This window comes from Streptococcus salivarius (assembly GCF_009738225.1).
GTDB lineage: Bacteria > Bacillota > Bacilli > Lactobacillales > Streptococcaceae > Streptococcus.
In genome coordinates, this window is the sequence record NZ_CP018187.1 from 29,001 (window position 1) to 43,962 (window position 14,962).

General features: G+C 38.0%; 10 protein-coding genes. 9 read left to right on the plus strand and 1 reads right to left on the minus strand.

The features are described 5' to 3' along the window. Positions 1-173 precede the first annotated feature (173 nt). The 9 genes from purC to BSR19_RS00255 all read left to right on the plus strand — a co-directional run bounded on the left by purC (position 174) and on the right by BSR19_RS00255 (position 13,941). Positions 174-881 (plus strand): phosphoribosylaminoimidazolesuccinocarboxamide synthase, encoded by a 708-nt coding sequence (purC, locus tag BSR19_RS00215; RefSeq protein WP_060972876.1) that lies wholly within the window; start codon positions 174-176, stop codon positions 879-881. Positions 882-943: 62 nt separating this feature from the next. After that, positions 944-4,669: a phosphoribosylformylglycinamidine synthase gene (locus BSR19_RS00220; protein WP_156246284.1), complete on the plus strand. Its 3,726-nt coding sequence runs from the start codon at positions 944-946 to the stop codon at positions 4,667-4,669. 155 nt (positions 4,670-4,824) lie between these two features. Next, positions 4,825-6,264, plus strand: a complete 1,440-nt coding sequence (gene purF, locus BSR19_RS00225) for an amidophosphoribosyltransferase (RefSeq protein WP_004181972.1) — start codon at positions 4,825-4,827, stop codon at positions 6,262-6,264. 29 nt (positions 6,265-6,293) lie between these two features. After that, entirely contained in the window at positions 6,294-7,316 is a 1,023-nt protein-coding gene (gene purM / locus BSR19_RS00230) for a phosphoribosylformylglycinamidine cyclo-ligase (RefSeq protein WP_331462065.1), read from the plus strand. Then, positions 7,316-7,870 carry a phosphoribosylglycinamide formyltransferase gene (purN, locus tag BSR19_RS00235; RefSeq protein WP_060972879.1) on the plus strand — a complete coding sequence of 185 codons (555 nt, stop codon included), beginning with the start codon at positions 7,316-7,318 and terminating at the stop codon, positions 7,868-7,870. Before purM ends, purN begins: the two co-directional genes overlap by 1 nt. After that, positions 7,870-8,778, plus strand: a complete 909-nt coding sequence (locus BSR19_RS00240) for a hypothetical protein (protein ID WP_060972880.1) — start codon at positions 7,870-7,872, stop codon at positions 8,776-8,778. The genes purN and BSR19_RS00240 overlap by 1 nt, the downstream gene beginning before the upstream one ends. 36 nt (positions 8,779-8,814) lie before the next feature. Then, positions 8,815-10,362 (plus strand): bifunctional phosphoribosylaminoimidazolecarboxamide formyltransferase/IMP cyclohydrolase, encoded by a 1,548-nt coding sequence (gene purH / locus BSR19_RS00245; protein ID WP_002889572.1) that lies wholly within the window; start codon positions 8,815-8,817, stop codon positions 10,360-10,362. A 113-nt stretch (positions 10,363-10,475) separates the two neighbouring features. Then, positions 10,476-13,175, plus strand: coding sequence for an RNA-directed DNA polymerase (locus BSR19_RS00250; RefSeq protein ID WP_156246285.1), 2,700 nt, complete (start codon positions 10,476-10,478; stop codon positions 13,173-13,175). Between the two features lies 1 nt (position 13,176). After that, the gene (locus tag BSR19_RS00255) at positions 13,177-13,941 is read left to right on the plus strand and encodes a hypothetical protein (RefSeq protein ID WP_156246286.1); all 765 of its coding nucleotides are present in this window, start codon (positions 13,177-13,179) and stop codon (positions 13,939-13,941) included. A gap of 139 nt (positions 13,942-14,080) precedes the next feature. On the opposite strand, the gene BSR19_RS00260 is transcribed toward BSR19_RS00255, so the two are convergent. After that, positions 14,081-14,920: a CHAP domain-containing protein gene (locus tag BSR19_RS00260; RefSeq protein ID WP_156246287.1), complete on the minus strand. Its 840-nt coding sequence runs from the start codon at positions 14,918-14,920 to the stop codon at positions 14,081-14,083. Positions 14,921-14,962: the final 42 nt, after the last annotated feature.

Below are 14,962 nucleotides of genomic sequence, written 5' to 3' on the forward strand. Positions count from 1 at the left end.
ATTTAGTTCTGTCACACTCCTTTTTTCTATACATTTTTTATTAGGAAACTCTAAAAAAGAATCAAAATACGAACGTTGTTTTTTTACTAAAGTAATAAAGTTTGCTATATATTGGTTTTTGGATTCTGGTATGGTATAATTAGGAAGAATAAACTTGAAAGGCGAACAATACCATGTCAAACCAACTAATTTATACTGGTAAAGCTAAAGATATTTATAGTACAGAAGACGAAAATGTGATTAAGTCGGTCTACAAGGACCAGGCCACTATGCTAAATGGGGCTCGCAAAGAGACCATCGAAGGAAAAGGTGTGCTGAATAATCAGATTTCGTCTCTTATTTTTGAAAAATTGAATGCTGCTGGGGTAGCGACGCACTTTATCGAACGTATTTCTGATACCGAACAACTCAACAAGAAAGTGACCATCATTCCTTTGGAGGTTGTTCTTCGTAATGTGACTGCGGGTTCTTTCTCCAAACGTTTTGGCGTTGAAGAAGGTTTGGACTTGAAAACTCCAATCGTTGAATTTTACTACAAGAACGATGAGTTGGATGACCCATTCATCAATGATGAGCATGTGAAGTTTTTGGATATTGCCAATGACGAACAAATTGCCTATATCAAGGAAGAAACACGTCGTATCAATGAATTGCTGAAAAATTGGTTTGCACAAATTGGTCTTCGTTTGATTGACTTCAAATTGGAATTTGGCTTTGATAAGGATGGCAAGATCATCTTGGCAGACGAATTCTCACCAGACAACTGCCGTCTTTGGGATGCGGAAGGGCACCATATGGACAAGGATGTTTTCCGTCGTGATCTTGGTAGCTTGACAGATGTTTATGAAGTTGTATTGGAAAAATTGCAAGGTTTGAAGTGATCTTTTTGAAACGGAAAACTTCGTCTTCGATAACATGTTTGAATAGAATTAAAGGAAATAAAATGGATAAACGTATTTTCGTTGAGAAAAAAGCTGATTTTCGTGTGAAATCTGACTCTTTAGTAAAAGAATTACAGCATAATCTTCAGTTGAAAACCTTGAAGGATCTTCGGATCGTTCAGGTTTATGATGTTTTTGGTTTGGCAGAGGATTTGTTTGCGCGTGCGGAAAAACACATCTTCTCTGAGCAGGTGACCGATACTGTTTTGGATGAAGCTACAGTTAAGGCTGATCTTGAGAAGGTTGCTTTCTTTGCGATCGAAAGTTTGCCTGGTCAATTTGACCAACGTGCGGCATCTTCACAGGAAGCTTTGCTGTTGCTTGGTAGCTCAAATGATGTAACGGTGAATACAGCACAATTGTACTTGGTTAACAAGGATATTGATGCGAATGAGTTGGAAGCTGTCAAAAACTACCTTTTGAACCCAGTGGATTCTCGTTTCAAAGATATCACTGTTGGTATTGCGAAACAGGATTTCTCTGAGTCTGACAAGACCATTCCAAACTTGGATTTCTTTGAAACTTATACGGCAGAAGATTTTGCACAGTATAAGGCTGAGCAAGGATTGGCAATGGAAGTGGATGACCTTCTCTTCATTCAAGATTACTTCAAGTCTATTGGACGAGTGCCAACTGAGACGGAGCTTAAGGTTTTGGACACTTACTGGTCTGACCACTGTCGTCATACAACTTTCGAGACGGAGTTGAAGAATATCGACTTCTCAGCTTCTAAATTTGAAAAACAATTGCAAGCGACTTATGACAAGTATATTGCCATGCGGGATGAGCTGGGACGTACCGAAAAACCTCAAACCTTGATGGATATGGCGACTATTTTTGGTCGTTATGAGCGTGCCAATGGTCGTTTGGATGATATGGAAGTGTCTGATGAAATCAATGCCTGCTCTGTTGAAATTGAAGTGGATGTCAATGGTGTCAAAGAGCCATGGCTTCTCATGTTCAAGAACGAAACGCATAACCACCCAACTGAGATCGAACCATTTGGTGGTGCGGCTACTTGTATCGGTGGTGCCATTCGTGACCCATTGTCAGGGCGTTCATATGTTTACCAAGCCATGCGTATCTCAGGTGCTGGTGATATTACAACACCAATTGCTGAAACTCGTGCTGGTAAATTACCACAACAAGTGATTTCTAAAACAGCGGCACACGGTTATTCTTCATACGGTAACCAAATTGGTTTGGCAACAACTTATGTTCGTGAATACTTCCACCCAGGTTTCGTTGCTAAGCGTATGGAGCTAGGTGCAGTTGTCGGTGCGGCTCCTAAAGAAAATGTTGTCCGTGAAAAACCTGAAGCAGGTGATGTGATTATCTTGCTTGGTGGTAAGACTGGACGTGACGGTGTCGGTGGTGCGACAGGTTCTTCTAAAGTTCAAACGGTTGAATCTGTTGAAACAGCTGGTGCTGAAGTTCAAAAAGGGAATGCCATCGAAGAACGTAAGATTCAACGTCTTTTCCGTAATGGGGATGTGACACGTCTTATCAAGAAATCAAATGACTTTGGTGCTGGTGGTGTCTGTGTGGCTATTGGTGAATTGGCAGATGGTCTTGAAATTGATCTAGACAAAGTGCCATTGAAATACCAAGGTTTGAACGGTACAGAAATTGCCATCTCTGAATCTCAAGAACGTATGGCCGTAGTGGTTCGTCCAGAAGATGTAGATGCCTTCGTTGCTGAATGTAACAAAGAAAATATTGATGCTGTTGTTGTTGCGACAGTGACTGAAAAACCAAATCTTGTCATGCACTGGAATGGTGAAACCATCGTTGATTTGGAACGTCGTTTCCTTGATACAAACGGTGTACGTGTGGTTGTAGATGCTAAGGTGGTTGACAAGGATGTCAAGCTTCCAGAAGAACGTCAAACATCTGCTGAAACCCTTGAAGCTGATACTCTTGAAGTCTTGGCTGACCTTAACCATGCCAGTCAAAAAGGTTTACAAACCATCTTTGATAGTTCAGTTGGTCGTTCAACAGTCAATCATCCACTCGGTGGTCGCTACCAAATCACACCAACGGAAGCTTCTGTACAGAAATTGCCAGTCCAACATGGCGTGACAACAACTGCTTCTGTTATGGCGCAAGGATTCAACCCTTATGTAGCAGAATGGTCTCCATATCATGGCGCTGCCTATGCAGTAATCGAAGCAACAGCTCGTTTGGTTGCTGCTGGTGCAAACTGGTCTAAGGCTCGCTTCTCTTATCAGGAATACTTCGAGCGTATGGATAAACAAGCGGAGCGCTTTGGTCAACCAGTATCAGCTCTCCTTGGATCAATCGAAGCTCAGATTCAACTTGGTTTGCCATCTATCGGTGGTAAAGACTCTATGTCTGGTACCTTTGAAGAATTGACAGTACCACCAACCTTGGTTGCTTTTGGGGTAACAACTGCAGATAGCCGTAAGGTTCTTTCTCCAGAATTCAAAGCTGCTGGTGAAAATATTTACTACATTCCTGGTCAAGCTTTGGCACAAGAAATTGACTTCAATCTTATCAAGTCTAACTTTGCTCAATTTGAAGCCATCCAAGGTGACCATAAAGTCACATCTGCATCAGCTGTCAAATATGGTGGTGTCGTTGAAGCTCTTGCCCTTGCAACATTTGGTAACCATATTGGTGCCACTGTAACCCTTGAAAATCTTGAGACTGCCTTGACAGCTCAATTGGGTGGATTCGTCTTCACATCTCCGGAAGAGATTTCAGGTGTTGCCAAGATTGGACAAACAGTAGCTGACTTTACACTAACTGTCAATGATGTAACGCTTGATGGACACAAACTTGACAGTGCCTTCCAAGGTAAATTGGAAGAAGTTTACCCAACGGAATTTGCACAAGCAACTGAGTTGGAAGAAGTGCCAGCTGTGGCATCAGATGCTGTGATCAAAGCTAAAGAAACAGTTGAGACACCAGTAGTTTACATTCCAGTATTCCCAGGTACTAACTCTGAGTACGATTCAGCTAAGGCCTTTGAAAAAGAAGGTGCAAAAGTTAACTTGGTACCATTTGTAACACTTAATGAAGAAGCTATTGTCAAGTCTGTTGACACTATGGTTGACAATATCGAAAAAGCTAACATTATCTTCTTTGCAGGTGGCTTCTCAGCAGCGGATGAACCAGATGGATCAGCTAAATTTATCGTTAACATCTTGCTCAATGAAAAAGTACGTGCAGCCATTGATAGCTTCATCGAACGTGGTGGTTTGATTATTGGCATCTGTAACGGATTCCAAGCCCTTGTTAAATCAGGTCTTCTTCCATACGGTAACTTTGAAGATGCAAGCAGCACGAGTCCAACCCTCTTCTACAATGATGCCAACCAACACGTGGCTAAGATGGTTGAAACACGTATTGCCAACACTAACTCACCATGGCTTGCCGGAGTAGAAGTTGGTGACATCCATGCCATCCCAGTATCACACGGTGAAGGTAAATTTGTCGTGACAGATGAGGACTTTGCAGAGCTTCGTGACAATGGTCAAATCTTTACCCAATATGTTGACTTCGAAGGTAAACCAAGCATGGATTCTAAATACAATCCTAACGGATCTGTGAATGCTATCGAAGGTATCACAAGTAAGAACGGTCAAATTATTGGTAAGATGGGTCACTCAGAACGTTTCGAAGACGGTCTATTCCAAAATATTCCAGGAAATAAAGACCAACACCTCTTTGCGTCAGCGGTTAAATACTTTACTGGAAAATAATAGAGTGCCAAGTGCACTCAGTAATGATATTTTTCAATGTAGCAGTAGTTTTAAAGAGCTTGAAAACTTGAGTTCACATTAGTGAAATGAGCGGCTAGGAACAGTTTTTCGTTTGCATAACATTAGGAAAATATCAAAAATAAAAGGTATAAAAAATGACATACGAAGTTAAATCTCTTAATGAAGAATGTGGTGTTTTTGGTATCTGGGGTCACCCGGATGCTGCCAAATTAACTTATTTCGGACTTCACAGTCTCCAACACCGTGGTCAAGAGGGAGCAGGAATTCTCTCAAATGATGCGGGTCAATTGAAGCGTCATCGTGATATGGGGCTTCTCTCAGAAGTTTTCCGTGATCCAGCCAACTTGGATAAGCTAACTGGAACGGCTGCTATCGGTCATGTTCGTTATGCGACTGCTGGTGAAGCTTCTGTAGACAATATTCAACCATTCATGTTTAAGTTTCACGATGGACAGCTTGGTCTTGCTCATAATGGGAATTTGACTAATGCAGAGTCACTAAGACATGAGTTGGAGAAAAATGGAGCTATCTTAAACTCAACTTCTGACTCAGAAATCTTAGCTCACTTGATTCGCCGTAGCCACAACCCATCATTCATGGGTAAAGTAAAAGAAGCTCTGAGCACTGTTAAAGGTGGATTTGCTTATCTTCTTATGATTGAGGACAAGCTTATTGCAGCTTTGGATCCAAATGGCTTCCGTCCCCTTTCTCTTGGTAAGATGAGCAATGGTGCTATCGTGGTTTCATCTGAAACATGTGCCTTTGAGGGTGTTGGTGCAGAATGGATTCGGGATGTAAATCCAGGTGAGGTTGTTATCATCGATGATAATGGCATCACTTACGATACCTATACAACGGATACACAATTGGCTGTTTGTTCGATGGAGTATATCTACTTTGCCCGTCCTGATTCAAATATCCAAGGGGTCAATGTCCATACAGCTCGTAAACGTATGGGTGCTCAATTGGCACGTGAGTTCAAACATGAAGCAGATATTGTCGTTGGTGTGCCTAATTCATCACTTAGCGCAGCCATGGGATTTGCGGAAGAATCAGGCTTGCCAAATGAAATGGGCTTGATTAAAAACCAATACACCCAACGTACCTTTATCCAACCAACACAAGAATTGCGTGAGCAAGGGGTTCGTATGAAGCTCTCTGCCGTATCCGGTGTTGTTAAAGGAAAACGTGTGGTTATGATTGACGACTCTATTGTACGTGGGACAACATCACGCCGTATCGTTAATTTGCTAAAAGAAGCAGGAGCAACAGAGGTCCACGTGGCAATCGGTAGCCCAGCCCTTGCTTACCCATGTTTCTACGGTATCGATATTCAAACACGTAAGGAATTGATTGCGGCCAATCATACAGTAGAAGAAACTCGCGAAATTATTGGTGCGGATAGCTTGACTTACTTGTCTATTGATGGCTTGATTGATTCTATTGGAATTGACACAGATGCACCAAACGGTGGCCTTTGTGTGGCTTACTTTGATGGTAAATATCCAACACCATTGTATGACTACGAAGAACGCTATTTGGAAAGTTTGAAAGAACACACTTCTTTCTATTAAGAGCAGTGCAGAAGAAAAAAGAGGAAAAAATTATGTCTAAAAATGCTTACGCTCAATCGGGTGTAGATGTTGAAGCAGGTTATGAAGTTGTTGAACGTATCAAAAAACACGTTGCTCGTACAGAGCGTGCAGGTGTCATGGGAGCTCTAGGTGGCTTCGGTGGTATGTTCGACCTTTCAAAAACAGGTGTCAAAGAGCCTGTTTTGATCTCAGGTACAGATGGTGTCGGTACTAAACTCATGCTTGCTATTAAGTACGACAAACACGATACTATCGGTCAAGACTGTGTCGCTATGTGTGTTAACGATATCATCGCCGCAGGTGCTGAGCCCCTTTACTTCCTTGACTACGTAGCAACTGGTAAAAATGAACCAGCTAAATTGGAGCAGGTCGTTGCTGGTGTTGCTGAAGGTTGTGTGCAAGCTGGTGCAGCCCTTATTGGTGGTGAAACTGCTGAAATGCCTGGTATGTATGGTGAAGACGACTATGATTTGGCAGGTTTCGCGGTAGGTATCGCAGAAAAATCTCAAATCATCGACGGATCAAAAGTAGCTGAAGGTGACGTGCTTCTTGGACTTGCTTCAAGTGGTATCCACTCAAATGGTTACTCACTCGTGCGTCGTGTCTTTGCGGATTACACAGGTGAAGAAGTTCTCCCAGAACTTGAAGGCAAAAAACTTAAAGACGTTCTTCTTGAACCAACTCGTATCTACGTTAAAGCAGCTTTGCCACCTATCAAAGAAGAATTGGTTAACGGTATTGCCCACATCACAGGTGGTGGTTTCATCGAAAATGTGCCACGTATGTTCTCAGATGACTTGGCTGCTGAAATTGACGAAAGCAAAGTGCCAGTCCTTCCAATTTTCAAAGCCCTTGAAAAATATGGTGAAATCAAACATGAAGAAATGTTTGAAATCTTCAACATGGGTATTGGTCTCATGCTTGCGGTTAAACCAGAAAATGTTGAACGCGTCAAAGAACTTCTTGACGAACCTGTTTATGAAATCGGTCGTATTGTGAAGAAAGATGGCGCAAGTGTGGTGATTAAATAATGGCTAAAAAGATTGCTGTTTTTGCCTCTGGCAACGGCTCAAACTTTCAGGTGATTGCAGAACAATTTCCAGTAGAATTTGTCTTTTCAGATCACCGTGATGCCTATGTCTTAGAACGTGCCAAGAATCTCAATGTGGTTAGCCATGCCTTTGAACTCAAGGAATTTGACAATAAAGCGGCTTATGAAGAGGCTATCGTCAAACTCTTGGATGATCACCAGATTGATTTGGTTTGTTTGGCCGGTTATATGAAAATCGTCGGCCCAACCTTGCTAGCAGCTTATGAAGGCCGTATTATCAATATTCACCCGGCTTATCTCCCTGAATTTCCAGGGGCTCATGGTATTGAGGATGCTTGGAATGCAGGTGTTGACCAGTCTGGTGTAACTATTCACTGGGTGGATTCTGGCGTTGATACCGGAAAGGTCATCAAACAAGTCCGTGTGCCACGCCTTGAAGGTGATACCCTTGATACTTTCGAAACTCGCATCCACGAAGCAGAGTACAAACTCTATCCAGAAGTCTTGGATAGTTTGGGAGTGGAGAGGTATTAATGAATAATATTATTGATATTTGGTCAAAACTGAAGGAAATAACTGAGGAAACGATTAAGGTTCCTTTCACATACATGATGTTCTTTCTCTTAAATGTATTAATCTATTCTGGTAAAGGGCAACAAATTTCAGAGGTTATTACTTTGAGTAATGTTATAAGGCAGATTATAACATTATTAACTGAATTATTATCAATAATTTTTAACAACTATATTGGGATTCTTCTGATAGTAACTCTCATTGCTCTTTTAATTTTGGTGTTATTTAAGAAAACTAATATTTTTAATAAATTACCAGAAGATATTGAGTATACTGATGGAACGGTTGTTTCTTGGAATCCACTTAGTGCAGTCAATAGATTATTTAGTTTGATTTTTAGTTTATCAACTGATTATTTTATATTTTACTGTTGCCTAATCTTTATTATCAATCCAAACTTTTATATAGTTGACGATTATTTTATATTTTTAAAAAACCAAGAAAATAGTAATATTTTAAATATTTTATGGAGTGTAAATTGTCTGATTTTATTCCGCCTTATATTACAAGCATTTTTTGTAATAAAATACACAGATAAAAAAAGATATTTGAAGTATTCGCTAAGATATAATACAATTTCTAGCTTTTCTATTTCTAGTGAACGTAATACAGTACTATACATGATAGTGAGAAATAGCTCTGATTTTTCAGATTATTACCTTCTTCAAGTAGAAACTCATAAACAACAATTGAAAGAGACAATAGGTGGTTTATCAAATAATAATGGATCTATACGCAGAGAGTGGATAAAGGAAGAAATCCCTAAATTTAAAAGACAATATCATATTTTAGATAAAAGTGAAAATCTCTCTGATATCATATACTATTACGATGAACTAAAAAAGAAATATTCTAATAATGAAGATTAGATAACGCAATAAATTTATTTTTAGTAAGGAGAATACATGACTAAACGAGCACTTATTTCAGTCTCAGATAAAGCGGGCATCGTTGAATTTGCCCAAGAACTCAAAAAATTAGGTTGGGATATCATCTCAACAGGTGGTACCAAAGTTGCCCTTGACAATGCTGGGGTAGACACTATCGCCATCGACGATGTGACTGGTTTCCCAGAAATGATGGACGGACGTGTTAAGACCCTTCACCCAAATATCCACGGTGGTCTCCTCGCTCGTCGTGACCTCGATAGCCACCTTCAAGCGGCTAAGGACAATAATATCGAATTGATTGACCTTGTTGTGGTAAACCTTTATCCATTCAAGGAAACCATTCTCAAACCAGACGTGACTTACGCTGACGCAGTTGAAAACATCGATATCGGTGGTCCATCAATGCTTCGTTCAGCAGCTAAAAACCATGCTAGCGTGACAGTTGTTGTAGACCCTGCTGACTATGCTGTTGTTCTTGATGAATTGTCAGCAAACGGCGAAACAAGCTACGAAACTCGCCAACGTTTGGCAGCGAAAGTATACCGTCACACAGCTTCATACGACGCTTTGATTGCAGAATACTTCACAGCTCAAGTGGGTGAAACAAAACCTGAAAAACTCACTTTGACTTATGACCTCAAGCAACCTATGCGTTACGGTGAAAACCCTCAACAAGACGCAGACTTCTACCAAAAAGGTTTGCCAACGGCTTACTCAATTGCCTCAGCTAAACAGCTTAACGGTAAAGAATTGTCATTCAACAATATCCGTGACGCTGATGCCGCTATCCGTATCATCCGTGATTTCAAAGACCGTCCAACAGTTGTAGCTCTCAAACACATGAACCCATGTGGTATCGGTCAAGCTGATGACATTGAAACAGCTTGGGACTACGCTTATGAAGCTGACCCAGTGTCAATCTTCGGTGGTATTGTAGTCCTCAACCGTGAAGTTGATGCTGCGACAGCTAAGAAAATGCATGGTGTTTTCCTTGAAATCATCATTGCACCAAGCTACACAGACGAAGCGCTTGAAATCTTGACAACCAAGAAGAAAAACTTGCGTATCCTTGAGTTGCCATTTGACGCTCAAGATGCTAGCGAAGTGGAAGCAGAATACACTGGTGTTGTCGGTGGACTTCTCGTTCAAAACCAAGACGTTGTTAAAGAAAGTCCAGCTGACTGGCAAGTGGTTACTAAACGCCAACCAACTGAAACAGAAGCAACAGCTCTTGAGTTTGCTTGGAAAGCCATCAAGTACGTCAAATCAAACGGTATTATCGTGACTAACGACCACATGACACTTGGTGTTGGTCCTGGTCAAACTAACCGTGTGGCTTCTGTCCGTATCGCCATTGACCAAGCTAAAGACCGTCTTGACGGCGCTGTTCTTGCTTCAGATGCCTTCTTCCCATTTGCGGATAATGTGGAAGAAATCGCTAAAGCAGGTATTAAAGCAATCATCCAACCGGGTGGATCAGTACGTGACCAAGAGTCAATCGAAGCGGCTGATAAACATGGTTTGACAATGATCTTTACAGGCGTAAGACATTTCCGTCATTAAGAATTTTCAAAGCATCCAAGAAATTGGATGTTTTTCCTTTGAGTGTAATATAAAAGATAATAAAGTAAAAAAATTGGTATACTAGAGTAATTAAGAGAAAGGATTATAAATAAGTGGAGATTGAAAGTATTAATGCAGGGATTTTAGCAATAAAGATTTTGAATGAGCTTAAGTATAACAAGAGAATGTTTTATAATTGGCCGATATGGTTTAGGGGAGATAAAGAAGAGAATATTCGAGAATTACTTGTTTCAGAGATTTCTAATATAAAAAACGAGTTACTAAAAGGTACTCTTAATCCTAAATTGGAAGAAATCGAAGCCATCCCAATGTATAAAAAAGTTAAGGATAATTCAGGAAGTCAATCTCATAATGTTATTACATTCTCTTCTTCTAAGAAAATTACTGGGAAAATAGAATTTAATTATTTCATTCAGTTAAGTTTACAAGATTTTATTGTGAGTGTGATTTGGGTAGAAACTGTTGGAAAAATAGTTGATAATGGGTTTGATAGTGATATTTATGCTAACAGATTGTCAGTATCGCAAAGTAGTTTTTTTAAACCATATTTTGATGCATATTCTGAGTTTCGTGATTCGAACTTTGATAAGATGCGTCAATGGATAAATAATAAGGAGACAGGTATATATATACAGACTGATTTGTCAAGGTGTTATTATAATGTTAGTGTACAAAATATTAAAGAGAGATTGCTAAACGAACTAAGAAAACATTCTATAAGTGGTCTTGAATTTATTACAGAATATATTTTTTCAATTATTGAAAAATATAACAATTTAAAAGAGGTAAGAGAATTTTTAGCAACTTTAAATAACTCAGAAGAAAAAAATCAAGAGAGTATTGATAGAGTGCTTCCCATAGGCTTTTTGCCTAGTAATATTTTGAGCAATCTTTACTTGTTAGAGTTAGACCAAAAAATTAAAGAAGAATTTTATCCGGTTAACTATAGTCGTTATGTAGATGATATTGTTTTTTTGATAAAAACAGATATTTCTGAGAATTATTTATCATCGGAGTTACCAGAAGTTGAACGTATCAAAAGTAAGCTTAGTTTAATAAAGAATTCTTTGAAGAATTCAGTTGAACTTAATGAAGAGAAAACCTTGTTTTTTATTGTTAATAAACAAAATGATATTAATTATTTGAATAAATTTGAGAAAGAAACTCAACAGCTTTCCAGTGATAATTATCGTTTGATAGATCCTAATGAATATGATAAAGAGTTTGAGAATGCATATAAATTAACCCAGGGATTAACGAAACTTTCAGATTTGTTTACAATTGTAAGGGATAAAAAGTATATTAGCCGAACAATATCGACAATTTTTAATTATATTTTTTGGAATCTTAAAGAAGATATCGATGGAGATAATGTAAGGCTATCGAAGAAATTTATTGATTATTTTTATTCATTTGTGGATGATGAATTTTTACTAAATTTATTTGATTATTGGTATCAATTGATTGTTATTGAATTGGTATCAAAGAAATTATTATTAAGTGAGCATTCTAAAAGTCCAATTAGTATAAAAAAGTATAAATTGAAATTTTGGAACAGATTTCAATTGCTAAAAGAAAATGTAAATGAGGAAAATGATTACCTAAATGTGTTTTTATCGAACTTTGAAAAGAAAGTTGAAAAAATTTTTAGTTGTAAAATAAATACACCATTATATCAGATTCAGGAGTATTTTAGATACCCAAGATATAAATTAGAAAATATAATTGATGAGACTAGTTTATTTTATTTTGAAAAACAATTAAGGAAGTTAGTGCAATTTAAGTGCTCTCAGTCACTATCTATTTCGAGTAAAAATGAAGACTTTTTGACTATAATAAAGAAGAATTTTTGTAATAATTTTCCTGCTGCACAAGATATAAAAGTTTTTGATAATGCAGATACGAAAATTGAAGGTTATGAATCAAAAGATAGGATTGTGCTATCTCAGAGTAACTTTGAAACTTATAGTAAAAGGGAAAAGTATTTTCTTTCAAATTCTAAAAATAAATCTAATATTACTGATATTGTTATTACTCTAAATGAGTCAGATAGAAATAATGCAGATGTTTTATTGTATCCAGAACAAGGAATACCAATTCAAGAGATATACTCACTTGTACGATTTTCAAAAAAAACAAAAACACTAGTTATCGGAGGAATGGACTTTATTTACCTGAAGGAGAAAGAAAAGGTTCTGAATTTAACCTTTATTATCAGACCATTTAAAGTATTGAAAGGAGAGAAAGAGTATAAAGATGTAGAGATAATACTACTTCCAAAGATCTATCCATCACCAATTGAATATGAAACATTTCATAATTCAAGAGCTTATTCAGGAGACAATTGGGAAATTTATATCCCCAACCCGGATGAATGGAAAAATCAGCATATAATAGAATTTAAAGGAAGTTACCACGCAATATTAAATTGTTATGAGGCCACCTCAATAGATTTAAAATATGAAATTTCCAAGGAAGAGCCAGAAATAGTTCACTTAATTACTAATAATAAAGATATTAAGTATTATTATCAGATAGCAGAGAGTCTATCACGAGATCTAATGGCAGTATCTACGATAACAAACTATTCGAAATTTGGAGGAGTTGAAGTATTTAGCCCCTACAAGGAAGAGTATAAGCGACAAATCTCACTACATAAAGGTGCTAAAAATACTCATGTTGATATTTGTGATATTGATTTGGAAGCAATAAAGCATAAGCGATTAAATAACTTAGACAGTACTATGAAACAGAACCCACCAAAGCATTATTATAGAAATTTAGGAAAGTAAAATGAGTATAGAAATACAAAAAAAGATTCAAGATATAATAGAAATAATATTAAAGTGGCTTTTTCCCCTAACCGCTATTTTTAGCTTCTTTCAGTTTTTTCAACCTTTTAAACCAGATCTATCATTTTATAAATTTGAAGGAATAGTTTTGGTTATAACCGTTATTCTAGCTATAATTTGGAATAAAGTATTAGAATATAGAATTTTAGAAAAATACTTATATCGCTATATTAGTAGGGACTCTAAATTGATTTTAAATATTTATTATGATGACATATTTGATATAAAATTCAATGAATTTATTCGTGTTATTCCAATGGATCAAGACTTAGATTGTGATAGACGTAATATCCGAGAAAAATCAGTTCAGTACCAGTTTAGACAAAAAGAATTCATAACATACGAAAGATTAGAGAAATTGAGGAAAAGAAATGAAAGAATAATAGCGATTGATAATTTTTTCTTATTAAGAGTCTCAGAGTATGTAAATGGAGATAATATTGAATTAGACACGTATAATGATTATTTTTCTATGATTTATGAACTCTGTAAATTTATAGATACTAACTCACATGGAAAGTCCGTAGTTTGTTCAGTTATAGGAGGAAACATTCAATTTAAAGAAGGAAATTTAAACTCAATGCAGAGACTACAATTATTGAAATTGGTGATAGAATCTTATAGTTTTCAACATGAAGTGAAAATTCACATTGTGGTAAAAAAAGATCAGGAGAGAAAAGATAAATATGATTTAACTACTTTATAATTTAAGCTCTCCAAGCTATACTAATACCATCCTAAAAAACTTTTCTTTTTCATAAATCTCCTAAGAGCTCAGTATCCGCTGGGCTTTTTTATTTCAGCGCATCAAAAAAAACAACCGTTCTCACGATTGTTCAATAGATTTAAACCTTTTCAAGGACAGACTGGGTTACCCAAGTCTTGCGATTTCCGATTTGGACGAGGACGCCATCGCTAGGTGGGTCAATGGCTAGCACTTTGAAGTTACCTGGAATAGTAAAGGTCTCACCAGGATTGAGGTACTGGTCTGAAGTTGGATTGCCTTGTCCATCAACTTCAAGAACAGGTCCAGGATCAACGATATTGTGTTTGGTTGGTGTGCCTCCTGCTAAATCTTGGCTGGTGATGTTATTTCCTACTATAGATGTTACACGGAAAGTACCTGTAAATCGGACAGTATCACCAATGTTGATAGAAGAGTTGGTTGTATTACTAGTCTGAGTTCCTGATTCAAGGTCTTTAAAGTGGATATAGCCGGATACTTGACTTTTATGGAAGCTACGTTTGTGGTATTTCTCAGGTCCTTGCCCCACATCGTAGTTGTACTCCTCAATCGTTACCTGATTTCCTTGAACGTCAGCAACCCAGGCTACATGCCCCATGTGACCGGCCCCGTTGACACCAGCTGAAAACCAAGCGATGCTCCCTACGGCAGGATTCATGTCGACACGGTAACCATTGGCACGTGCGATGCTTCCCCATGTAATGGCATTCCCATAGCCTACAGGTAGGTTGAAACCATTCGTGTTACTGAGGCGATAGGCCGCAAAGGATGTACACTGACGCCAGTACATGGTCCAAGGATCAACGCCGAAGCCTCCATATTTCCAAGAGGAAGGATAGTCATCTCCGAGGACAGCCGCCTGAGCAGAGGAGCCACACGAAACCGATACAGTCGCTAGACAAGCTAGCGGTAAAAGACAATTTAGTATTTTTTTCTTCATTTTAACCTCCACCTACTTATTCGTAGTTTTTCTGGAAAATGA